Here is a 22,170-nt window from a genome sequence, read left to right on the forward strand (position 1 = left end):
TGCCTGGCGGGTCCGTTTCATGGACTCCTTCGATCGAGGTGCAGCATGCTCGCCAGCCAGATGACCAGGGCCCTGTGGCAGGCCCTGGAAGAGAACGCGGCCCTGCCCGCGCCCCTGTCCTTCCAGGCCGAGGGCGGGCTGCCCTCGACCTTCGCCGTCACCGACCTCGCCAGTGCCTCCATCGCCGCTGCCGGCCTGGCCACCGCGGCCTTGCTGAAGCGCGCCGGCCAGACGCCGGGGGCGCTGCAGGTGGACCGCCGCCTGGCGTCCTTCTGGTTCGCCTGGACGCTGCGGCCCCAGGGCTGGGCGCTGCCGCCCATGTGGGGCGACATCGCCGGCGACTACGCCACCCGCGACGGCTGGATCCGCCTGCACACCAACGCCCCGCACCACCGCGCCGCGGTCGTGCGCGTGCTGGGGCCGGTGGCCAGCCGCGAAGAGGCGGCGGCCCGCGTCGCCACCTGGAACAAGGCCGAACTGGAGCACGCGGTGGTGGCCACCGGCGGTTGCGCCGCGGAGATGCGCTCCATCGACGAATGGAAGGCGCACCCCCAGGGCCAGGCCCTGGCGGAGCAGGACCTGATCTGGAGCCAGGAGCAGGCCATCGCCCCCGCGCCGGCCTGGGCGCTGGCGGCGGACCGGCCGCTGGCCGGGGTGCGGGTGCTGGACCTCACCCGGGTGCTCGCCGGGCCGGTGGCCAGCCGTTTCCTTGCCGGCCTGGGCGCCGAGGTGCTGCGCATCGACCCGCCGGGCTGGGACGAGCCGGGGGTGATCCCCGAGGTCTGCCTGGGCAAGCGCTGCGCGCGCCTGGACCTGAAGGACCTGCCCGGGCGCGAGCGCTTCGAGGAACTGCTGCGCCACACCGACGTGCTGATCCACGGCTACCGCGGCGACGCCCTGGAGAACCTCGGCTTCGACGCCGAAGTGCGCCAGGACCTGGCGCCGGGGCTGGTCGACGTGAGCCTGAACGCCTACGGCTGGAGCGGCCCCTGGCGCAACCGCCGGGGCTTCGACAGCCTGGTGCAGATGAGCACTGGCATCGCCGAGGCCGGCATGCGCTGGCGCCAGGCCGACAAGCCGGTGCCGCTGCCGGTGCAGGCCCTGGACCATGCCACCGGCTACCTGATGGCCGCCGCCGCGCTCTGTGGCCTGGGCCGGCGCCTGGGCAGCGGGCGCGGCAGCACCTGGCGCCTGTCGCTGGCGCGCACCGCGCAGTTCCTGGTGGAGCAGGGGATGCGGGCCGACGCCTTGCCGGCCCTGGCCGAAGAGGCACCGGCCGATCTCGACCCGGCCATCGAGACCACCGCCTGGGGCCCGGCGCAGCGCCTGCGCCCGCCACTGCTGCTGGAAGGCACGCCGTTGCAGTGGGCCCTGCCGGCGGCGGCGCTGGGCTCGTCGAAACCGTACTGGAGCTTCGAGACGACCGCCTGAGTATGCTCAGCGCTGCTGCGGCGCCAGCAGGCCGCCGCGGGCCTGGCGCCAGGCGCGGAAGCCGGCGGCCAGGCGCGAGAACCACAGGTAGATCACCGGCGTGGTGTACAGCGTCAGCACCTGCGACACCAGCAGGCCGCCGACGATGGCGATGCCCAGCGGCTGGCGCAGCTCGGCGCCGGAGCCGGTGCCCAGGGCCAGCGGCAGGGCGCCGAACAGCGCTGCCAGGGTGGTCATGAGGATCGGCCGGAAGCGCAGGGTGCTGCCCTCTATGGTCGCCTGTTCCGGCGTCATGCCGCCGCGTTCGGCCACCAGGGCGAAGTCGATCATCATGATGGCGTTCTTCTTGACGATGCCGATCAGCAGGATGATGCCGATCATCCCCATCAGCGACAGGTCCTGGCCGCACAGCAGCAGGGCCAGCAGCGCGCCGAGGCCGGCCGAGGGCAGGGTGGAGAGGATCGACAGCGGCAGCAGCGGGCTCTCGTAGAGCACGCCGAGGACGATGTACACCGTCACCACCGCCGCCAGGATCAGCCACGGCTGGCTGCGCAGCGAATCCTGGAAGGCCTGGGCGGTGCCCTGGAAGGTGCCGCTGACGCTGTCCGGCAGGCCGGCCTGGCGGGTGGCCTGGTTGATGGCGCTCACCGCATCGCCCAGCGCGTAGCCCGGCGCCAGGTTGAACGACAGGGTGACCGCCGGGAACAGCCCCTGGTGGTTGATGGTGATGGGCGCCAGGTCCGGCTCCAGGCGGCCGAGCACGCTCAGCGGCACCAGGTCGCCGGTCAGGCTGGAGCGCGCATAGAGGTGCCTGAGGCTTTCCTCTGAAACCTGCCAGCGCGGGTCCAGCTCGAGGATCACGTGGTACTGGTCCAGCGCGGTGAACAGGGTCGCCACCTGGCGCTGGCCGAAGGCGTCGTAGAGCACGTCGTCGATGGCCTGCACGTTCACGCCCAGGCGCGCGGCGCTGTCGCGGTCGATGTGCAGGGTGGCGCGCGGCGCCGCCTGCTGCTGGTCGGTGGCCACGTCGCGCAGCTGCGGCAGCTGCTTCAGGCGCGCCAGCAGCACGCCGGCCCAGTGGTCCAGCTCGTGGCTGTCCGGGTCCTGCAGGGTGTACTGGAACTGCGTCTTGCTCGGCCGCCCGCCGATCTGCACGTCCTGGCGCACCTGCATGTACAGGGCGATGCCCGGCACCGCGGCCAGCTCGCGCTTGAGCCGCGCCACCACCTGGTCGGCCTTGGCCGCGCGCTGCTCGTAGGGCTTGAGGTTGATCATCACCCGGCCCTGGCTGAGGGTGGGGTTGGGGCCGATCCAGTAGTAGACGTTGGCCACGTCCGGGTCGCGCCGGACCACCTCGCTGAGCGCGGCCATGCGTTCGCGCATGGCGGCGAAGGAAACGTCCGCGTTGGCCTCGGCCACGCCCATGATCACCCCGGTGTCCTGCTGCGGGAAGAAGCCCTTGGGCACCTCGACGTAGAGCACGGCGGTGACCAGCAGGGTGAGCAGGGCCACGGCCAGGGTCAGGCGCTCGTGCCGCAGCACCCGCCGCAGGCTGCGCCGGTAGCCGTCGAGCAGGGCCTCGAAGGTGCGCTCGCTCCACTGCAGGAAGCGGTTCTGCACGCCGTGCAGGTCGTGGCGGATGAACCAGGCGCAGAGCATCGGCGTGACCGTCAGCGAGACCACCCCGGACATCACCACCGCCACGCTCACGGTCACCGCGAACTCGCGCAGCAGGCGGCCGATCACCCCGCCCATGAACAGGATGGGGATGAACACCGCCACCAGCGAAACGGTCATGGAAACGATGGTGAAGGCCACCTCGGCGGTGCCCTCGATGGCCGCCTGCAGCGGCGGCTTGTGCATCTCCAGGTGGCGGATGATGTTCTCCATGACCACGATGGCGTCGTCCACCACGAAGCCCACGGCGATGCTCAGGGCCATGATCGACAGGTTGTCCAGGCTGTAGCCCAGCACGTACATCACCGCGAAGGTGGCCACCAGCGACAGCGGGATGGTCAGCGCCGGGATCACCGTGGCGCTGACGTTGCGCAGGAACACGAAGACCACAGCCACCACCAGGGCGATGGACAGCAGCAGGTTGAACTGCACCTCGTCGATGGAGGCGTTGATGGTCTGGGTGCGGTCGCCCACCAGGTGCACCTGCACGTCGCGCGGCAGCTGCAGCAGCAGCGAGGGCAGGCGGTCCTTGATCGCCTGGGTCACCGCCAGCACGTTGTAGCCGGGCTGCTTGTGGATGTCGACGATCACCGTCGGCTGGCCCTGCAGGCCGGCGGCCTGGCGCACGTCCTCGGCGCCGTCGATCACCGTGCCCAGGTCGCTGATGCGGATCGGCACGCCGTTGCGGTAGGCGATCACCAGCGAACCGTACTGCGCGGCGCGGGTGAGCTGGTCGGTGGTGTCCAGGGTGATGGCCCGCTCGGCACCGTCTAGGTTGCCCTTGGGCGCGTCCACCGTGGCGCTGCCCAGCACGCCGCGCACGTCGTCCAGGGTCAGGCCGCGGGCGGCCAGGGCGTCGGGGTCGATGCGCACGCGCACCGCCGGGCGCTGCTCGCCGTGGAAGTCCACCAGGCCGACGCCGGGGATCTGTGACAACTGCTGGCCGAGGTAGTCGTCGGCGTAGTGGTCCAGCTCCGGCAGGGTGCGGGTCGGCGAGGTCAGGGCCAGGGACAGGAAGGTGAACTCCGCCGGGTTGACCTTGTGGAAGGTCGGCGGCGCCGGCAGGTTCTTCGGCAGGTTGCCGCCGGCGGCGTTGATCGCCGTCTGCACATCCTGGGCGGCGCCGTCGATGTTGCGCTCCAGGTCGAACTGCAGGGTGATCTGCGTCAGCCCCAGCGAGCTGGAGGAGGTCATCTGGGTGACCCCGGGGACGCTGGCGAAGGCCCGCTCCAGCGGTGTGGCCACCGACGAGGCCATGGTCTCGGCGCTGGCCCCGGGCAGGGTGGCCTGCACCTGGATGGTCGGCATGTCCACCTGCGGCAGCGGCGCCACCGGCAGCAGGAAGTAGGCGGCGCCGCCGAGCAGCAGCACGCCCAGGGCCAGCAGGGTGGTGGCCACCCGGCGGCGGATGAAGGGCTCGGAGAGCGTCATGGCCGCTGCTCCGCGCTGGCGGTCTGGCGGGCGTCGGCCAGGGCCGCGACCTTCAGCCCCGGAGCCAGGCGGTACTGGCCGCCGGTGACCACGGTCTCGCCGGGCGCCAGGCCCTGGTGGATCCACTGCAGGCCGTCGACCACGGCGCCGGCCTTCACCTCGCGCACCTGGGCCTGCTGGTCGCGCCCGACCACGTACACGAAGCTGCCCTGCGGCCCCTGCTGCACGGCGCTGGCTGGCACCACGGTGGCGGCCTTCTCGGTGCGCAGCAGCAGGCGCACGCTGAGCAGCTCGCCGGGCCAGAGCTTGCCGTCGGCGTTGTCGAAGTCGGCCTTGAACAGGATCTGCCCGTTGCCGGTGGAGACCTGGCTGTCGATGAAGCTCAGCCGGCCCGTGGCGATGTGCTGGCGGCCGTCGCGGCTCAGCGCCTCGACCTGCAGCGCCTGCCCGGCGCTGGCCTGCAGCACTTCGGCCAGGTCCTCCTGGGGCAGGCTGAAGGCCAGGGAGATGGGCGCCATCTGGGTGAGGGTCAGCAGGCCAGTGTTGTCGCCGGCGTGGACGATGCTGCCGGCGTCCACCAGGCGCTGCCCGGTGCGCCCGGCGAAGGGCGCGGCGATGCGGGTGTAGCCGAGTTGCAGCTGGGCGGTGTCCAGCGCCGCCTGGTCGGCCTGGATCGTGGCCTGCAGGGTGGCCACCTGGCCGCGCAGGGTGTCCACGTCCTGGCTCGGCCCGGCATGGGCGGCGGCCAGCTTGCCGGCGCGCTCGAGGTTGACCCTGGCCACCGCCAGCTGCGCCTCGTCGCGCGCCTTGTTGGCCTTGGCCTGCAGCACCTGGGCGGCATAGGGGCGCGGGTCGATCTCGGCGAGCAGCTGCCCGGCCTTGACCATCTGGCCCTCCTGGAAGTGCAACTGCTGCAGCTCGCCATCCACCCGCACCTTGATGTCCACCGCGTTCAGCGCCTGCACCGTGCCGATGGTCTGCAGCCAGATCGGCAGGTCGCGCTGGTCGGCCACGCCCAGGCTGACCGGCACCGGCGCCTCGGCTGGCTTGGCCGTCTTGGCGGCGTCGAAATGGCGCCAGGCGAAGGCGGCCAGCGCCACGGCCAGGAAGAGGAATGCCAGGCGCCAGTAGCGGCGCTGGGGGGAAGCGGGGGACGGGCTCACGGTCGGGTCGCCTGTGCGGGAGGTGGGTTGCTGGCCAACTGGGCCTGCGGTGCCTGGAAGCCGCCGCCGAGGGCGCGGTTCAGCCCTACGGAGGCCTGCAGGCGTTGCAGGCGCACCTGCAACAGGCTGTCTTCGGCCTGGTACAGGGTGCGTTGCACGGTCAGCAGGGTGAGGAAGTCGGTGCTGCCCAGGCGGTAGCGCACCTGGGCCAGGTCGGCGGCCTTGCGCGCCGAGTCCACGGCGGCCAGGTCGAGGCGTTGGGTCTGCGCCAGGCGGGCGTTGGCGCTGAGCTGCGTCTCCACGTCCTGCAGGGCCTGGAGCACGTTCTGCCGGTAGTCGGCGACCAGCTCGCGGGCGTGGGCGCGGTCGGCCTGCAACTGGCCTTCCAGCAGGCCGCCGTCGAACAGCGGCTGGCCGAGGCTGGCGGCCAGTTGCCAGAGCCCGCCGCCGGTGTGCACGTCGCTGCCGGCGAGGGCGCCCAGGGAAATGTTCGGCAGGAAGGCCGCCCGCGCCGCGCCGACGTCGAAGTTGGCCGCCAGCAGCCGCGCCTCGGCGGCCTGGATGTCCGGGCGCTGGCCCAGCAGGCTGGCCGGCAGCCCGGCGCGCGCCTCGGGCAGCTGGATGCCGTCCAGGCCGCGGTGCTGCAGGGCGAAGCCTTCGGGTGCGGCGCCCACCAGTACCGCCAACTGGTAGAGCGCGGCATCGCGCTGCTGGGCCAGGACGCTGACGTTGGCCTGGAAGTTCTGCAGGGCGTTGCGCTGCTGTTCCACCTCGAGGTCCGAGGAAGAGCCCAGGCGCGACTGCGTCTGCACCAGTTGCAGGATGTTCTCGGCGTCGCTGGCGATGCGCTGGGCCACGGCCAGGCGCTCGTCCAGCGAGAGCACCTGGAAGTAGGCGTCGGCGATGTCCGCCTGCAGGCCGATGCGCACCGTCTCAAGGTCGTAGGCCGTGGCCTGGGCCTGCGCGGTCGCGGAATCGGCCAGGGCGCGGTTGCGGCCCCAGAAGTCCAGCTCGTAGCTGGCCTGGGCGTAGAGGTCGTGGGCGTTCTTGCTGCTGTCATGGTCGTGGACATAGCTGCCGCCCAGGCTCAGGTCCGGGTAGAGCGCGGCCCCGGCAACGCGGGCATTGCCCCGGGCCTGGTCGACCCGCGCGATGGCCGCCTGCAGGCTCAGGCTGTCGCTGCCGGCGCGCTGGATCAGCTGGTCCAGCTCGGCGCTGGCGTAGTCCTTCCACCACTGTTGCGGCACCTGGGCACCAGGGGCGGTGGCGTTGTCCCAGTGGCTGGCGACGGCGACGCCGGGCCGCTGGTACGGCGGCACCAGCGAACAGGCCCCGAGCAGGGCCAGGGAGAGGGCGGCGGCCAGCCGGGGCAGGGCGCCGGCGGTGGATGGGGGCATGGGCTACGTCCTTCTGCGTCCCGCGCGCTGCGGGCTGCTGTGGAGGACGAGCCTAGCGCCAGGCAGCTACCGGGCGGTTCTTCCCAAGCTGAATAAAAATTTAGGTGGGGGTTGGGGGCGATGCTGCTTGGCGCGGTGGGTGTGATCCGAGCCGGTGTGTGGAATCCATTGTAGGAGCGGGAATGGCATGGCTGAAGACGCGTAGGAGCGGACTCTGTCCGCGATCCCGTCGGCAGAGCCGGCGTTCGGTTGGGGTGATGGGTATCGCTTCGCTCAACCCATCCTACGAAAAGCGCCTCGGCGTAGGGCGTATAACTGCCGCTGCCGGGTCGCGCGAGCGCCTGGAAGCCGGCCTGAAGCGGTGCCTGGCCGCTTGACGCGGGGCTCTTCGTAGGAGCGAGCTTGCTCGCGAATGGGGCTCACCCGTGGCTACGGTGTGTTGGGGGGCGCCTTTCCCTCTCCCCAGCCCTCGGCTGCACGCCCCGCCCTGAAGGGAGAGGGGGCTTGTCCGTGCCGAGAGAAGGAATGGTTTCAGCCGGAAACCTTCGGTGCTGCCGGCTAACTCCAGAACACCCAGTTCTGCCCAATGGTCCCCTCTCCCTTCAGGGAGAGGGTTAGGGAGAGGGTGCTCTTCAGGCCACACACCACGCCCAGCCTGGAAACTGGTTCGCGAGCAAGCTCGCTCCTACGAAGAGCACCTCGGCGCGGCCTATTCCGGCGGCGTCTCGCTGAGCATGTAGCCGGCGCCCGGCACGGTGTGGATCAGCGGGTGCTCGAAGCCCTGGTCGACCTTTTGCCGCAGGCGGTGGATGTGCTTGTCGATGACGTTGTCGCGCGGGTCGAAGTCGTAGTCCCAGGCGCTTTCCAGCAGCATGCCGCGGGTCACCACCTGGTCGGCGTGGCGCATGAGTTTTTCCAGGATCAGGAATTCGCGCTGCTGCAGCACCATGCTGCGGCCCTGGCGCTGGGCCACGCGGCCCTCGCAGTCCAGCAGCAGATCGCCGACCTGCAGGCGCGCGCCGAGCAGCTGGCGGCCGGGGCGGCGCAGCAGGGCGGCCAGGCGCGCGTGCACCTCGACGAAGGCGTAGGGCTTGGCCAGGTAGTCGTCGCAGCCGGCCTGCAGGCCCTCGACGCGGTGGTGGGTGGAGGCCAGGGCGCTGAGCATCAGCACCGGCGTGTCGGAGCCCGCGGCGCGCAGCCGGCGCACCAGTTCCAGGCCGTCCAGGCCGGGCAGGCGGCGGTCCAGCACCAGGGCGTCGTAGAGGTTTTCCAGGGCCAGGTCCAGGCCGTGGACGCCATCGCTCGCGGCGTCGACTATGTGCCCGCTCTCGCGCAGGCCGCGCACCAGGTAGCCGGCGGCCTGCGGTTCGTCTTCGATGACCAGGATTCTCAAGGGCGCACCTAAACTTTTGTTCATCTTGGCGCGAGGCTGGCGTTCGCCCGCACCTGTCGAAATATACTGCCGGACACTTCCCGCCGCCGCCACGGACCGCTGCCCATGACCCAGGTTCTCGTCGTCGAAGACGACCCCGCCACCGCCGCCGAGATCGGCGCCGCGCTGCACGACCACGGCTACCAGGTCAGCCTGGTCGGCAACGGCCGCGACGGCCTGGTGCGGGCCCTGAGCGAGAGCTTCGCGGTGATCGTCCTGGACCGCATGCTGCCCGGCGGCATGGACGGCCTGGCCATGCTCACCGCGCTGCGCTCGGCCGGGGTGGAGACGCCGGTGCTGATCCTCAGCGCCTTGTCCGACCTCGACGAGCGCGTGCGCGGCCTGCGCGCCGGCGGCGACGACTACCTGACCAAGCCCTTCGAGTTCATCGAGCTGACCGCCCGCCTGGACGCCCTGACCCGCCGGGCCGCGCGTGGCAGCGAGGCGCGCGACAGCCGGCTGCGCATCGGCAACCTGGACATCGACCTGCTGCGCCGCTCGGTACGCCGCGGCGAGCGGCAGATCGACCTGGTGCCGCGCGAGTACCAGCTGCTGGAATACCTGGCGCGCCACGCCGGGCAGATCGTCACCCGCACCATGCTCTTCGAGGCGGTGTGGAACTACCGCTACGACGAGCGTACCAACGTCATCGAGGTGCACATCGGCCGCCTGCGGCGCAAGGTCGACGTGGACGGCGAGCCGCCGATGATCCACACCGTGCGGGGGCGGGCTATGTTCTCCGGGCGCCTGAGTGAGATTCCGCGCACCACCAGCTTCCGCGTGGCGCTGCTGTTCCTGCTGCTGTTCGGCGTGGCCTCGCTGGCGCTGTTCGGCTACGTGTACTGGCGCACCGCCGGCTACCTGCGCGCCGAGGTGCAGGCCAACCTGACGCGGCAGGTCCACAACCGCGCCGGCCTGGAGCTGCCCGAGCTGCTGCGCGAGGTGCAGGAGCACGCCGCCAAGGACCCCGAGCAGCACTTCCCCCAGGCGCTGTTCGACGCCAGCGGCCGGCGCCTGGCCGGCACCCTCGCCGAGCAGCCGCCGACCCAGGTGCTGGACACGCCCATCGAGTTCAGCCGGCGCAGCCTCTCCGGCGGCGAACGGCGCGTGCGCGGCATCGTCCACCGCATGCCCTCGGGCGAGGTGCTGGTGATCGGCCAGGACATCCAGGACCTGCTGGAATTCGACGAACTGCTGGTTAGCGCCATGGCTTCCGGCGGGGTGCTGATCCTCATCCTCGGCCTGGCCGGCGCGATCATCGCCGGGCGCACCTCGCAGCAGCGCCTGGACGCGGTGACCGGGGCCATCGAGCGCATCGTCAAGGGCGACCTCAGCGAGCGCCTGCCGGTGCGCGGCAGCTCCGACGACGTCGACCGCCTGGCGGTGGTGGTGAACCGCATGCTCGATGAGATCGAGCGGCTGATGCACGAGGTGAAGGGTGTCTGCGACGACGTCGCCCACGACCTGCGCACGCCGCTCACGCGCCTGCTGGCCGGGCTTGAGCGCGCCCAGCGGCGCGACTGCAGCCAGCAGGAGTACGCCGCCGCCATCGACCAGGCCATCGAGGACGCCCACGGCCTGCTGCTGACCTTCCGCGCGCTGCTGCGCATCTCCGAGATCGAGGACAGCGCGCGGCGCACCGGCTTCGTCGCGGTGGACCTGACCCAGGTGGCGGCCGACGTGGTCGAGCTGTTCGAGCCCCTGGCCGAGGAGCGCGGCCTGCACCTGAGCTACAGCGGCCCGGTGCAGCCGGCCTGGCTGCAGGGCGACGCGCACCTGCTGTTCGATGCCCTGAGCAACCTGGTGGACAACGCCCTGAAGTTCACCCCGGCCGAGGGGCGCGTCGAGGTGCGGGTGGAAGCGGGCGAGGAGTGGGTGGAGGTGCAGGTGCGCGACGACGGGCCGGGGATTCCGGAGCACGAGCGCGAGGCGGTGCTGCGGCGCTTCTACCGCTCCGAGCGCAGCCGCCACACGCCGGGCAACGGCCTGGGGCTGAGCCTGGTGGCGGCGGTGGCGCGGCTGCACGACCTGGCGATGAGCGTGGGGGATGGGGCGCCGGGGTGTTGGGTGAGTTTGCGGGGGCGGGTGGTTTCGGGGGCGGTGCGGGGATAGCCGGGGTGTGGGGTTTGAGCGCGCTTGCCCTCACCCCAGCCCTCTCCCAGAGGGAGAGGAGGCCGTTCGGCATGTACGGGTAGTCAGGTGTCAGCCTGAAGAGGCAGGCGTGCGCTGATGCTTCGATTGGCAGAGGACAGTCCCCTCTCCCTTCAGGGAGAGGGCTGGGGAGAGGGGCTCTTGCTTCAAGCCTCAGCCTTGACCACCTGAAAAGCCTCCCCTGTCGCAAAGAAAGCCCCGCCGGCCTGGTAATGAATGGTCCGCGATTCCTCGTCGGGGAAATGCCAGCGCCCCTTCGAGAACACCCGCTCGTCCGCATAGGCCGCCACCACCTCGGCGATGAACAGGTCGTACTTCTCCTGGTTGTGCGGCTCGGCGATCACCTTGCATTCCAGGTAGGCCAGGCAGCCTTCGACGATCGGCGCCTGCACCTGGCGGGCGCGGGCGGTGGCGATGTCGAAGCGGGCGAACTTGTCCAGCTCGCCGCCGTTGCTGGAGCCCACCGCCAGGGTCAGTTCGGCCTGGCGCCGCGACGGCAGCTGGATGACGAAGGCGCCGGCGCCTTCCACCAGGTGCCGCGACCAGGTGTTGCGGTCCAGCACCAGCAGCAGCTTGGGCGGGTCGAAGTCCAGCGGCATCACCCAGGCCGCGGCCATCACGTTGGCCACGCCTTCGTGTTCGCTGGTGACGATTGTGGACGGGCCGTGGTTGAGCAGCAGGTAGGCCTTGGCCAGGGGGACGTCTTGCAGGTGGTTCATGGGCGGTTCCTCGAAGGTCAGAGCAGCAGGCCGTCGACCGGCTCCAGCGGCGCCGGCAGCTCGGCCTCGCCGAGGATCTCCATGACGGCGATCTCCAGGTGGCGGCTCATGGCGTCCAGCGGCAGGTCGTTGGGCTGGGTGTCGAACGGGTCGGCGATCTGGTCGCCCAGGGCGTCCAGGCCGAAGAAGGTGTAGGCCAGCACGCACACCGCCAGCGGGGTGAACCAGCCGATGCTGTCGACCAGGCAGAATGGCAGCAGGAAGCAGTACACGTGGACGATGCGGTGCAGCATGAGGATGTAGGGGTAGGGGATGGGCGTGCCCTTGATCCGCTCGCAGCCGCCGAGCACGTAGGACAGGCGGCTGACCTGCTGGTCGACGTTGGCCTGCAGCATGTCGCTGGCGCCGGCGCGCCGGCCGGCCTCGGCGAAGTCGCGGCCCAGGCGGGCGAGCAGGGCGTTGGCCGGGCCGGGCGTGCGGGCCAGGGCGTCGGCCAGTTCGCTGCCGAGCAGGCGGCGGGCGTCCTCGCTCTGCGGGCGCTCGCGCAACTGGTCGCGCAGCACGTAGGCGAAGGCGGCCAGGCGCTGGGCCAGCAGGCGGCGCCCGGCGTCGTCCAGGCCGGGCAGCAGCGACAGGCTCTGCCGCGCCAGGTTGCGCGAGACGATCAGCAGCTCGCCCCAGAGCGTGCGCGCCTCCCAGAAGCGCTGGTAGGCCACGTTGTTGCGGAAGCCCAGGAAGATCGCCAGGGTCAGGCCCCAGAGGGTGAAGGGCGTGGAGGTGATCACCACCTTGTAGTGGTAGAGGGTGCCGTGGGTGGCCACCACCAGCGAGCTGAGCAGCACCGTGTAGAGCACCTTGCGCCAGATGGCCGGGATGATCGAACCCTTGAGGGAGAACAGCAGCACCCAGAGCGTCGGGGTTTGCGGGCGGAGGATCATGCGGGGGCTTCCAGGCGGGTACACGGGGGAGCGCGCATCATAGCCGAGATGCCCGCCTGGTGGCGCGGGGTAGGCGGAGGGCGCTGTGCCCTCCGCCGGGGGCTCAGGCGCCGGCCTGCTCCTGCCGGGCCTTGCGCTCCGCCAGGTCGTACAGCTGCCGCGCTTCCTCCAGCAGCGGCGCGAGGCTGGCGGACAGGCGCGCCACCCCGGCAGGCATGGGCATTTCGTCGGCGCTGTCCTCCAGCAGGCGCAGCAGCACGCTGAGGGATTCCAGGCGGCGCTCGGCGGTGCCCATCAGGTGCTCGACCGGGGCCTGGAGGTTGACGTAGAGAACGTCCTCGTGGGGTTGGGAGAGGGTGGTGAGGGGGATCATGTCAGGCATCGTCTGCCTCCGGGTGAGAGGCAGCAGGGCGATGCACGCGGTTGGCCGGAAGTGGCATGTCCATTGCTCCTCGAGTGGGTGAGGAACCGCCCCCGGAAAGGGAGGCGGGCCGCGCGGGGGTAGCAAACCGGAGCCAGAGAGCCGGCCAGGCCGAAGCCTGCCCCGAGCGGCCCGCCATGAGTGCCCTTGAGGGGCTGGCGGGAAAAGCACCGTGCATGGGAAGGCAAGGGGCTACCGCGCTCTGACTCTACAGGTTGCTACACCCGTGTCACGGCAGTGACCGTGACGGGCAGAGCCTACCGGCGGGGTTTGTAGGGGCTCAATGGAAAGCTGGGGTATGAAATTTCGCAGAGTGCGGGAGGGGAGTGGAGCTTTTGTAGGAGCGAGCTTGCTCGCGAACGGTGCTTGCCGGCTGGGGCGGTGCCTGTGCTGAAGAGCGCCCTCTCCCTAACCCTCTCCCTGAAGGGAGAGGGGACCGTTCGGAGCGCTTGGGTATTCCTGAGTCAGCCGGCAGTTTCCGGCTGAAACCATTCCTCCTCTCGGCACGGACTAACCCCCTCTCCCTTCAGGGCGGGGCGCGCAGCCGAGGGCTGGGGAGAGGGTACGGAGTCAACCCAAAGCACCACCACCGCCGGTTGACTCCATTCGCGAGCAAGCTCGCTCCTACGAGAGCGGTTGGCGGTTGGCCTCACCCCTCCTGATACAGCTTCACGATCGCCGAAAAGTCCAACTGGCCATTACCCTGGTTGCTGAACGCCTGGAACAGCTGCTGCGCCAGCGCGCCGAGCAGCACCGGCTGGCGCACCTGGCGCGCGGCCTCGCTGGCCAGGCCCAGGTCCTTGAGCATCAGGTCGGTGCCGAAGCCGCCGCTGTAGCCGCGGGCCGCCGGCGCGCCGGTGAGCGGGTTGTTCACCTCCGAGCTCCAGCAGCGGCCGCTGGAGGTGTTGATGATGCCGGCCAGCACCTCCGCGTCCATGCCCAGCTTTACGCCCAGGGACATGGCTTCGGCCACGCCGATCATGCTGATGCCCAGCAGCAGGTTGTTCGCCACCTTGGCCACCTGGCCGTTGCCGGCGCCGCCGCAGTGCACGATGTTCTTGCCCATGGCCGCCAGCACCGGCCTGGCATGCTCGAAGTCGGCTGCCTCGCCGCCGACCATGAAGGTCAGGGTACCGGCCGCGGCGCCGGCGGTGCCGCCGGAGACCGGCGCGTCGAGCATCGGGTTGCCGTGGGCCTGGGCCGCCGCCGAGACCTCGCGGGCGCTGTGCGGGTCGATGGTGGAGGAGTCGATCAGCAGCACGCCCGGCTGCACTTTCGCCAGCAGGCCGTCGGCGCCGAGGTAGACCTGCTTCACGTGGGCCGCCGCCGGCAGCATGGTGATGATCGCCTCCACGTCGGCGCCGGCCAGTTCCGCCGGCGAGGCCACGGCCTTGGCGCCCTGGGCCACGGCGGCCTGCACGGCGGCGGCGGAGAGGTCGAAGACGCTCAGGTCGAAGCCGGCCTTGAGCAGGTTGGCGGCCATGGGGCCACCCATGTTGCCGAGTCCGATGAAACCGATGCGCATGGGGTTTCCCCTTGTTGTCGTTGTCGGGAACAGGGCCCGCGCCGCGCGTGGCCTGCGGCCCCGGAGCTTCCTGCTGCGGGGCCTGGCCGGCGGGGCGCGCGGGCGGGTTTGCGGGGGTTACTTGAGGTGGATGGTGGTGTTCACCGCGCCGCCCACTTCGTTCTCGTCGAACCAGCGTTCGGTGACCGTCTTGGTCTGGGTGTAGAACTGCACCACCTGCTTGCCGTAGGGGCCCAGGTCGCCCAGCTTGGAGCCGCGCGAGCCGGTGAAGGAGAACAGCGGCACCGGCACCGGGATGGGCACGTTGACGCCCACCTGGCCGACGTCGATCTCTTCCTTGAAGTGCCGCGCGGCGGCGCCGGAGCGGGTGAAGATGGCGGTGCCGTTGCCGTTGGGGTTGGCGTTGATCAGCTCGATGGCCTCGTCGAGGGTCTTCACCGAGACCACGCAGAGCACCGGGCCGAAGATTTCCTCGCGGTAGATGCTCATCTGCGCGGTGACGCCGGAGAAGAGGGTCGGGGCGACGAAGTTGCCTTTCTCGTAGCCGGCCACCTGCGGGTTGCGGCCGTCCAGCTCCAGCTTGGCGCCTTCCTGGATGCCGCGCTCGATCAGGCCGCTGACGCGGTCCAGGGCGGCGCAGGAGACCAGCGGGCCGACGTCGGTGTTGGCCTCGGTGCCGCCGCTGACCTTGAGAGTCTTGGCCTTGGCCACCAGGTCCGGGATCCACTCGTTGGCCTCGCCCACCAGGATCGCCACGGACACCGCCATGCAGCGCTGCCCGGCGGCGCCGAAGGCCGAGCCGGCGATGGCGTTGAGAGTCTGGTCCTTGTTGGCGTCGGGCAGGATCACGGCGTGGTTCTTGGCGCCCATCATGCACTGCACGCGCTTGCCGGCCAGCGAAGAGCGGTTGTAGACGTGGGTGCCGACGCGGGTGGAACCGACGAAGGACACGGCCTTGATGTCCGGGTGGTCGCAGATGGCGTTGACCACGTCGGGGCCGCCGTGGATCACGTTCAGCACGCCCGGCGGGATGCCGGCCTCATGGGCCAGCTCGACCAGGCGCATGGTCACCATCGGGTCCTGCTCGGAGGGCTTGAGGACGAAGGTGTTGCCGGTGGCGATGGCCATCGGGAACATCCACAGCGGGATCATCGCCGGGAAGTTGAACGGGGTGATGCCGGCGCACACGCCCAGCGGTTGCAGCAGGGTGAAGGTGTCGACGCCGCCGGCCACGTTGTTGGCCAGTTCGCCCAGCTGCAGGTTGCCGATGGCCGCGGCGTGCTCGACCACCTCCAGGCCGCGGAACACGTCGCCTTCGGCGTCGGGCAGAGTCTTGCCCTGTTCGGCGGTGAGGATGGCCGCCAGTTCCTTCATGTTCTCGCGGATCAGTTGCTGGTACTTGAGGAAGATGCGTGCGCGGGCGCCGATCGGGGTTTTCTTCCAGGTCTTGAACGCGGCCTTGGCGCTGGCCACGGCGCGCTCGACTTCATCGCGGGTGGCGAAGGGCACGCGCGCCAGGACCTCCTGGGTGGCGGGGTTGATCACCTCGCGCCATTCGCTGCTGGTGGATTCGACGGGCTTGCCGTCGATGAAGAGTTTGACCGTGGGAACGGCAGCATTGGTGGTACTCATCGGAACTCCCAGCCTGCGGCGGTTTGTTGTTATGGGCCTTGGGGCGTACCTCAAGGAGGTTGGTTGATCCTAGCAGTGCATTTTTGATGAATTCAATGCGGTGATGTGCAAGCATGCTCTGCGTTTTTGCACACTTGGAGCCGACGATGGACTGGGACAACCTGCGTTTCTTCCTCGAACTCTCCCGCGCCGGCAAGCTTACCGTGGCCGCGCGGCGCCTGGGCGTCGACCACACCACGGTGGCGCGGCGCCTGCAGGCGCTGGAAAAGAGCATCGGCGCGCAGCTGCTGGTGCGCGAGCCCTCCGGCTACCGCCTGACCGAGGCCGGGCACGGGCTGTTGCCGCAGGCCGAGGCCATGGAAAGCGCCTGCAAGGTGATCGAGAAGCGCCTGGCCGGGGCGGAGGACAACCTCTCGGGCAAGGTGCGCATCGGCGCCACCGAGGGCTATGGCTCGACCCTGCTGACCTCGCAACTGGTGGAGCTGAACCGCCGCCACCCGCACCTGGGCGTGGACCTGCTGGCGGTGCCGCGGGCGCTGCAGCTGTCGCGCCACGAGGCGGACATCGTCATCACCCTGGAGCGCCCCGGCCGCGGGCCCTACCTGATCACCCGGCTGACCGACTACGTGCTGCGCCTGTATGCGGCCAGGGACTACCTGGCCGAGCGCGGCCCCATCCGCAGCCGCGACGACCTGCGCAAGCACGCACTGGTGGGCTACGTCGACGACCTGCTGTACAGCAAGGAATTGCAGTACCTGGACGAGATCGGCCGGCCGCTGCACATGGCCCTGCGTTGCACCAGCATCCTGGCCCAGCAGCGCGCGGTGGCCGAGGGCGCCGGCCTGGCCATCCTGCCGGCGTTCGCCGCGGCGGAGGACCCGACGCTGCAGCCGGTGCTGCCGGGCGAGATCGAGTTCGTGCGGACCTTCTGGATGCTGATGCCCACGGAGCTCAAGGACATCGCGCGGATGCGCACCACCTGGGACTTCCTCCGCGAGAAGGCCGAGGCGAGCCAGGCGGTGCTGATGGGGCGGGGAGCGTAGGGCGAATAACGCTCCGCGTTATCCGCCGTTTGGCCTTGGTCGAACCCCGCTTGGGGGCGAGCCTGGGCATTCTGGGTGGGAGCGCCTGGCTCAGCCATGGCGTTGGCGATGAAAAAGGTGAAACGGCGTATAACCGCGAACGGTTATACGCCCTACGCCCCTGGGGACCCGGCGCGTGGAGTCAGGCCAGGCCGACGTACAGGTTCTGCACGTCGTCGTTGCCGTCCAGGGCGTCGAGGAAGGCTTCGACTTCCTCCAGTTCCGCGCCGGACAGGCTCACCGGGTTCTTCGCCTTGTAGCCGAGCCTGGCCGAGACGACGCTGAAACCGTGTTCGGGCAGGGCGCGGCAGACGGCGTCCAGGTCGGTGGCGTCGGTGAGGAACAGGGTGTCGCCGTCTTCCTCGCCGGGTTCGAAGTCCTGGGCGCCGGCCTCGATGGCGGCCAGTTCCGGGTCGGCGTCACTGCTGGCCGGGGTCGCTTCGACCAGGCCCAGGTAGTCGAAGTCCCAGGCCACCGAGCCGGAGGCGCCCAGCTGGCCCTTGCGGAACAGCACGCGGATTTCCGCCACGGTGCGGTTCACGTTGTCGGTCAGGCATTCGACGATGACCGGCACGCGGTGCGGGGCGAAGCCTTCGTAGACCACGCGCTCGAAGCTGGCGCCGCCGTCGAGCAGGCCGGCGCCTTTCTTGATGGCGCGCTCCAGGGTGTCGCGCGGCATCGAGGCCTTCTTGGCCTGCTCGACCACCAGGCGCAGTTTCGGGTTCATGTCCGGATCGGCGCCATTGCGCGCGGCGATCATGATTTCCTTCGACAGTTTGCCGAAGACGCGGCCCTTGGCGTTGGCGGCGGCTTCCTTATGTTTGGCTTTCCACTGGGCGCCCATGGTGTTCTCTTGGCTGGTTCGTGATGGGCGGCAAGTCTAAGCGCTGGCGCGGCGCCTGGCGATATCCGCCGGATCGACGCGAATGAGTCACCTTGTAGGTGCGCGCCCTGCGCGCGATTCGCGGGCAGGCCCTACGAAGAGCCGTCCTGGCGGGCGAGGAAGTCGTACAGCCGCGCGTCCAGCGAATGGGCGACGTTGAAGCGCAACCAGGGCACGGTACGGCCATCGGGCATGAACAGCTGGCCGGGGAACAGCAGGATCTTCGCCTCCTTGGCCCGTTCGGCCAGCAGGGTGGCGTCGGCCACCGCGCGGTGGCGGGCCCAGAGGAACAGCCCGGCGCGCGGTTCGTGGAACAGCTCCAGGCCGGCCGCCTCCAGGCGCCGGGCCACGCTGTCGTGGGCCTCGCCGAGCTGTTCGCGGAGCTGGCGCACGTGCTTGCGCTGGCGGCCCTGGAGGAGGATGTCCAGGGCCAGGGTCTCGGTGAGTTCCGAGCTGGTCAGGCCGGCGACCATCTTCAGCGGCACCAGTTCCTCGATCAGCTCCGGGTGGGCGGCGATGAAGCCCACCCGCAGCGCCGGGGCTATGACCTTGGACAGGCTGCCGATGTAGATCACCCGCGCCAGCTGGTCGAGGTTGGCCAGCAGCAGCTGGCCGGCGGGGTCGAGGTCGGCGTAGATGTCGTTCTCGACGATCAGGAAGTCGTACTTCTCCGCCAGCTGCAGCAGGCGGTGGCTGGCGGCCAGCGACAGGCTGGCGCCGGTGGGGCTCTGCAGCCGCGCCTGGGTGAAGTAGACCTTGGGCCGGTACTCGCGCACCAGCTGTTCCAGGCGCTCCAGGTCCAGGCCGTCGGCGCTGCGCGGCACGCCCAGCAGTTGCGCGCCCTGCAGGCGCAGGTTGAGGAACAGGTTGTGGTAGCCGGGCTCGTCCACCAGCACCGGGTCGCCGCGCTGCACCAGGTAGCGCACCGCCAGGTCCAGCGCCTGGCTGGCGCCGCTGGTCAGCAGGACCTGCTCGGGGCTGGCGGCCACCCCGGCGTCGGCCAGGCGGTCGGCGAGCTTGCCGCGCAGGCGCGGGTTGCCCTTGCTGTGGCCGTAGTTGCCGAATTGCCGCGGCTCTTCCCGGGCCAGGGTGCGCAGGCCGCGCAGCAGGCCCTCGGCGTCCAGCCAGTGCTCGGGCAGCAGGCCGACGCCGGGGCGCAGCTCCATGCCCAGGGGCTGGAACACCTTGTGCAGCAGCAGGTGGGCGTCGAAGTCGAACTCCGGCGCGGGCGCCTCGGCGGCGTCCTCGCTGGCCGGGCCGCGTACGTAGAAGCCGGCGTTGGGCACGGCGTTCAGGCAGCCGCGCGCCACCAGGCGGTCGTAGGCCTCGACCACGGTGAAATGGCTCACCCCGTGGCTCTGGGCGAACCTGCGGATGGAGGGCAGCTTGGCGCCGGGGCGCAGGCGCTGCTCGTCGATGGCCTGGGCGATGCCTTCGACGATCTGGGTGACCAGGGGCGTTTCGCAAGTGGGGTCGAGCAACAGCATCGAAGCGTCCGGTAGGGGGGAAACGAAAACTGTACAGGCCACGCGACCATAACAGCACTGCAGGCACTCCATCGCCCCTGTGCATGGCGGCGCCACGGCGGGCGCCGCACACTCCTGGGCAGAACGCGGCGCCTACGCCGCGCGAGCCTGATAACAAGGATTTGCCATGCGCGACACAGCTTACAACATCGACCCCGCGAGTATTTCCGCCGAAGAGTGGCAGGCCCGCTGCGACCTCGCCGCGCTGTACCGGCTGGTTGCGCACTTCCGCTGGACCGACCACATCGACACGCACATCTCCGCCCGCGTGCCGGGCGAGCCGGGCCACTACCTGATCAACCGCTACGGCGTGATGTTCCACGAGATGCGCGCCTCGGACCTGGTCAAGGTCGACCACGCCGGCGACGTCATCGACCCGCGCTTCGGCCCGAACAGCGTCAACCGCGCCGGCTTCAACATCCACTCTGCGGTGCACGCCGCGCGCCCGGATGTGGCCTGCGTGATCCACACCCATACCGCCGCCGGCATCGCCGTGTCGGCCCAGGAGGACGGCCTGCTGCCGATCAGCCAGCACGCGCTGAAGTTCCACAACCGCCTGGGCTACCACGAGTACGAAGGCATCGCCCTGGACCCGGACGAGCGCTCGCGGCTGGTCCGCGACCTGGGTTCGAACATGGCGATGATCCTGCGCAACCACGGCCTGCTGGCCGCTGGGCGCTGCATCGCCGAGGCCTTCAACCAGATCTATTTCCTCGAGCGCGCCTGCCAGGCCCAGGTCCAGGCCCTGGCCGGCGGCCGCCAGTTGCGCTACCCGCCGGAGGCCGTGCGCGAGCGCGTGGCCGTGCAGGAGGAAGAAGCCCTGGCCGGCGGCCTGCACCTGCTGGCCTGGGAGTCGGCCCTGCGCCTGATCGCCGACGGCGAGGCCGACTACCGCAGCTGATCCCTTTGCGTGCGTCCCGGCCCGCAGAGGCCGGGCGCCTAGCGTGCTTGAAATCTGCCAACAACAAAGCCAAGAGGTGGAAATGAAGAACCCGATAGCGGCGGCCCTGCTCATGGGCCTGGCGTCCGGCGCCATGGCGGCCGACCTGAGCGTGATCTCCTTCGGCGGCACCAGCAAGGACGTGCAGACCGAAGCCTTCTACAAGCCCTTCGAGAAGGCCACCGGCAACAAGGTGATCGCTGGCGAGTACAACGGCGAGATGGGCAAGATCAAGGCCATGGTCGACACCCACAGCGTCAACTGGGACGTGGTCCAGGTCGAGGGCCCGGAACTGCTGCGCGGCTGCGACGAAGGCCTGTTCGAGCAACTGGACCCGGCGCGCCTGGGCAACGTTGCCGACTACGTGCCGGGCACGGTGTCCGATTGCGGCGCCGGCCTGCTGGTGTGGTCCATGGCCATGGCCTACGACGCCAAACGCCTGAGCACCGCGCCCACCGGCTGGGCGGACTTCTGGGACACGCAGAAATTCCCCGGCAAGCGCGCGCTGCGCAAGGGCGCCAAGTACACCCTGGAGATCGCCCTGCTGGCCGACGGCGTGCCCAAGCAGGACATCTACAAGGTGCTGTCCACCCCGAGGGTGTGAACCGCGCCTTCCGCAAGCTGGACCAGATCAAGCCGTCGATCCAGTGGTGGGAGTCCGGCGCCCAGCCCATGCAGTTCCTCGCCAGCGGCGACGTGGTGATGAGCACCGCCTACAACGGCCGGGTGTTCGCCGCCCAGGAGGAGGGCGCGCCGATGAAGGTGGTGTGGAACGGCAGCCTCTACGCCATCGACTCCTGGGCCATCCCCAAGGGCAGCCCGAAGAAGCAGGAGGCGGAGGACTTCATCGCCTTCTCGCTGCGCCCCGAGCAGCAGAAGATCCACACCGTGAAGCTGGGCTACGGCTCGGTCAACAAGCAGACCACCGCGCTGCTCGACCCGGCCCTGGTGGAGCGCCTGAACACCGCGCCGGCCAACCTGGAGCAGGCGGTGCCGGTGGACTTCGCCTTCTGGGTGGACCACGGCGAGGAGCTGGAGCTGCGCTTCAACGCCTGGGCGGCCAAGGCCAACTAGGGCTCGGCGCGGCGCCAGACGCTGGCCAGCCAGGGCTGCTGCTCGCGCGGCAGCCCGGCGGGCCGGTAGTAGTGTTCCAACTGCTCGAAGCCCGCTGCTTCGAGCAGCTGCTTCCAGTGTTCCCAATCGTGGTAGGCGCCGTAGCGCGGGCCGTTCCAGCCCTCGGCATTGTCCCCGCGCGGGTTCGAGGCGAACAGCACGCCGCCGGGCTTCAGCGCCGCGCGCAGCTCGCCCAGCACCCGCGGCAGCTCCTGGCGCGGCACGTGGAACAGGCTGGCATTGGCATAGATGCCATCGAAGCGCGCCGCCGGCAGGTCCAGCGCCAGGAAGTCCTGCAGCCACACCTCGCAACCGCTGGCCTGGCGGGCCATCTCGACGAAGTTCGGGCAGCCGTCCAGGCCCACCGGCGCATGGCCCAGGGCCTTGAAGGTGTTCAGGTCGCGGCCGGGGCCGCAGCCGAAGTCGAGCAGGGCGAAAGGCGCCTCGCCATGGATATGCCGCAGCAGGGCGGCGATGTTCTGGCTGACGTCGTGGTCGCGGGTGCCTTCGCGGAAGGCCTCGGCGCTGTCCTGGTAGTGCTGCAGAGTGAGGCGGGAGATGTCGCGCAGCGTCTGGTCGTCTAGGGGCATGGCGGGCGTCGGTGGGTCGCTGGGGAGGTCATTCTACGCCGGGTTTTTGGGGTAATGGGGGCAGGGGGACTTGTAGGAGCGAGCTTGCTCGCGAACGGTGCCAGCCGATAGCAGCGGTG

At 70.2% G+C, this 22,170-nt stretch carries 16 protein-coding genes and 2 pseudogenes; 6 read left to right on the top strand and 12 right to left on the bottom strand.

The annotated features are described in order from the left end of the window. Positions 1-60 precede the first annotated feature (60 nt). A complete protein-coding gene (locus PKO50_RS13345; protein WP_109932973.1) occupies positions 61-1,431 on the top strand; it encodes a CoA transferase in 1,371 nt (456 codons plus the stop codon). Between the two features lie 6 nt (positions 1,432-1,437). On the opposite strand, the gene PKO50_RS13350 is transcribed toward PKO50_RS13345, so the two are convergent. The 4 genes from PKO50_RS13350 to PKO50_RS13365 all read right to left on the bottom strand — a co-directional run bounded on the left by PKO50_RS13350 (position 1,438) and on the right by PKO50_RS13365 (position 8,492). Further along, complete coding sequence (locus PKO50_RS13350; protein ID WP_275629972.1) at positions 1,438-4,539, bottom strand: efflux RND transporter permease subunit; 3,102 nt, start codon at positions 4,537-4,539, stop codon at positions 1,438-1,440. Beyond that, positions 4,536-5,702, bottom strand: a complete 1,167-nt coding sequence (locus tag PKO50_RS13355) for an efflux RND transporter periplasmic adaptor subunit (RefSeq protein WP_275629973.1) — start codon at positions 5,700-5,702, stop codon at positions 4,536-4,538. The genes PKO50_RS13350 and PKO50_RS13355 overlap by 4 nt, the downstream gene beginning before the upstream one ends. Continuing rightward, a complete protein-coding gene (locus PKO50_RS13360) occupies positions 5,699-7,099 on the bottom strand; it encodes an efflux transporter outer membrane subunit (protein WP_275629974.1) in 1,401 nt (466 codons plus the stop codon). Before PKO50_RS13360 ends, PKO50_RS13355 begins: the two co-directional genes overlap by 4 nt. Positions 7,100-7,808: 709 nt before the next feature. Next, positions 7,809-8,492 carry a response regulator transcription factor gene (locus PKO50_RS13365; protein WP_275629975.1) on the bottom strand — a complete coding sequence of 228 codons (684 nt, stop codon included), beginning with the start codon at positions 8,490-8,492 and terminating at the stop codon, positions 7,809-7,811. Positions 8,493-8,597: 105 nt separating this feature from the next. Here PKO50_RS13365 and PKO50_RS13370 point away from each other — a divergent pair. Both PKO50_RS13370 and PKO50_RS13375 read left to right on the top strand, forming a co-directional pair. Then, positions 8,598-9,286: pseudogene (locus PKO50_RS13370) on the top strand (response regulator transcription factor). Next, entirely contained in the window at positions 9,264-10,643 is a 1,380-nt protein-coding gene (locus PKO50_RS13375) for an ATP-binding protein (RefSeq protein WP_346770506.1), read from the top strand. Before PKO50_RS13370 ends, PKO50_RS13375 begins: the two are co-directional and overlap by 23 nt. Before the next feature lie 185 nt (positions 10,644-10,828). On the opposite strand, the gene PKO50_RS13380 is transcribed toward PKO50_RS13375, so the two are convergent. The 5 genes from PKO50_RS13380 to PKO50_RS13400 form a co-directional block, all read right to left on the bottom strand. Further along, positions 10,829-11,401, bottom strand: a complete 573-nt coding sequence (locus tag PKO50_RS13380) for a flavin reductase family protein (protein ID WP_275629976.1) — start codon at positions 11,399-11,401, stop codon at positions 10,829-10,831. 17 nt (positions 11,402-11,418) lie between these two features. Then, complete coding sequence (locus PKO50_RS13385) at positions 11,419-12,339, bottom strand: bestrophin family protein (protein ID WP_275629977.1); 921 nt, start codon at positions 12,337-12,339, stop codon at positions 11,419-11,421. 103 nt (positions 12,340-12,442) lie between these two features. Beyond that, positions 12,443-12,721, bottom strand: coding sequence for a hypothetical protein (locus PKO50_RS13390; RefSeq protein WP_109935385.1), 279 nt, complete (start codon positions 12,719-12,721; stop codon positions 12,443-12,445). A 688-nt stretch (positions 12,722-13,409) separates the two neighbouring features. Further along, positions 13,410-14,285 (bottom strand): 3-hydroxyisobutyrate dehydrogenase, encoded by an 876-nt coding sequence (gene mmsB, locus PKO50_RS13395; RefSeq protein ID WP_275629978.1) that lies wholly within the window; start codon positions 14,283-14,285, stop codon positions 13,410-13,412. A gap of 117 nt (positions 14,286-14,402) precedes the next feature. Beyond that, complete coding sequence (locus PKO50_RS13400; RefSeq protein WP_275629979.1) at positions 14,403-15,917, bottom strand: CoA-acylating methylmalonate-semialdehyde dehydrogenase; 1,515 nt, start codon at positions 15,915-15,917, stop codon at positions 14,403-14,405. 146 nt (positions 15,918-16,063) lie between these two features. Here PKO50_RS13400 and PKO50_RS13405 point away from each other — a divergent pair, with 146 nt between their 5' ends. Beyond that, positions 16,064-16,960: a LysR family transcriptional regulator gene (locus PKO50_RS13405; protein WP_275629980.1), complete on the top strand. Its 897-nt coding sequence runs from the start codon at positions 16,064-16,066 to the stop codon at positions 16,958-16,960. A gap of 181 nt (positions 16,961-17,141) precedes the next feature. Here the strand turns inward: PKO50_RS13405 and PKO50_RS13410 are convergent, their stop codons facing one another. Both PKO50_RS13410 and PKO50_RS13415 read right to left on the bottom strand, forming a co-directional pair. Then, entirely contained in the window at positions 17,142-17,843 is a 702-nt protein-coding gene (locus PKO50_RS13410; protein ID WP_275629981.1) for a YebC/PmpR family DNA-binding transcriptional regulator, read from the bottom strand. 131 nt (positions 17,844-17,974) lie between these two features. Continuing rightward, positions 17,975-19,369, bottom strand: coding sequence for a PLP-dependent aminotransferase family protein (locus PKO50_RS13415; RefSeq protein ID WP_109936983.1), 1,395 nt, complete (start codon positions 19,367-19,369; stop codon positions 17,975-17,977). A gap of 166 nt (positions 19,370-19,535) precedes the next feature. On the opposite strand from PKO50_RS13415, the gene PKO50_RS13420 reads away from it, so the two are divergent. Beyond that, positions 19,536-20,309: a class II aldolase/adducin family protein gene (locus tag PKO50_RS13420; protein ID WP_089391322.1), complete on the top strand. Its 774-nt coding sequence runs from the start codon at positions 19,536-19,538 to the stop codon at positions 20,307-20,309. An 82-nt stretch (positions 20,310-20,391) separates the two neighbouring features. After that, positions 20,392-21,422 (top strand): annotated as a pseudogene (locus PKO50_RS13425) (ABC transporter substrate-binding protein). Here the strand turns inward: PKO50_RS13425 and PKO50_RS13430 are convergent. Beyond that, entirely contained in the window at positions 21,419-22,051 is a 633-nt protein-coding gene (locus PKO50_RS13430) for a class I SAM-dependent methyltransferase (RefSeq protein ID WP_275629982.1), read from the bottom strand. The pseudogene PKO50_RS13425 and the gene PKO50_RS13430 overlap by 4 nt on opposite strands. Between the last annotated feature and the right edge of the window lie 119 nt (positions 22,052-22,170).

It is taken from the genome of Pseudomonas sp. 273 (assembly GCF_029201425.1).
In the GTDB taxonomy this organism is placed as follows: Bacteria; Pseudomonadota; Gammaproteobacteria; order Pseudomonadales; family Pseudomonadaceae; genus Pseudomonas; species Pseudomonas delhiensis.

Excerpts from the sequence above, each read along its gene's own strand:
- PKO50_RS13390 (WP_109935385.1), bottom strand. The coding sequence starts at position 12,721 with ATGCCTGACATGATCCCCCTCACCACCCTCTCCCAACCCCACGAGGAC.
- PKO50_RS13345 (WP_109932973.1), top strand. The coding sequence starts at position 61 with ATGACCAGGGCCCTGTGGCAGGCCCTGGAAGAGAACGCGGCCCTGCCC.
- PKO50_RS13380 (WP_275629976.1), bottom strand. The coding sequence starts at position 11,401 with ATGAACCACCTGCAAGACGTCCCCCTGGCCAAGGCCTACCTGCTGCTC.
- PKO50_RS13360 (WP_275629974.1), bottom strand. The coding sequence starts at position 7,099 with ATGCCCCCATCCACCGCCGGCGCCCTGCCCCGGCTGGCCGCCGCCCTC.
- PKO50_RS13385 (WP_275629977.1), bottom strand. The coding sequence starts at position 12,339 with ATGATCCTCCGCCCGCAAACCCCGACGCTCTGGGTGCTGCTGTTCTCC.
- PKO50_RS13410 (WP_275629981.1), bottom strand. The coding sequence starts at position 17,843 with ATGGGCGCCCAGTGGAAAGCCAAACATAAGGAAGCCGCCGCCAACGCC.
- PKO50_RS13350 (WP_275629972.1), bottom strand. The coding sequence starts at position 4,539 with ATGACGCTCTCCGAGCCCTTCATCCGCCGCCGGGTGGCCACCACCCTG.
- mmsB (WP_275629978.1), bottom strand. The coding sequence starts at position 14,285 with ATGCGCATCGGTTTCATCGGACTCGGCAACATGGGTGGCCCCATGGCC.
- PKO50_RS13420 (WP_089391322.1), top strand. The coding sequence starts at position 19,536 with ATGCGCGACACAGCTTACAACATCGACCCCGCGAGTATTTCCGCCGAA.
- PKO50_RS13405 (WP_275629980.1), top strand. The coding sequence starts at position 16,064 with ATGGACTGGGACAACCTGCGTTTCTTCCTCGAACTCTCCCGCGCCGGC.
- PKO50_RS13415 (WP_109936983.1), bottom strand. The coding sequence starts at position 19,369 with ATGCTGTTGCTCGACCCCACTTGCGAAACGCCCCTGGTCACCCAGATC.
- PKO50_RS13375 (WP_346770506.1), top strand. The coding sequence starts at position 9,264 with ATGTTCTCCGGGCGCCTGAGTGAGATTCCGCGCACCACCAGCTTCCGC.
- PKO50_RS13430 (WP_275629982.1), bottom strand. The coding sequence starts at position 22,051 with ATGCCCCTAGACGACCAGACGCTGCGCGACATCTCCCGCCTCACTCTG.
- PKO50_RS13400 (WP_275629979.1), bottom strand. The coding sequence starts at position 15,917 with ATGAGTACCACCAATGCTGCCGTTCCCACGGTCAAACTCTTCATCGAC.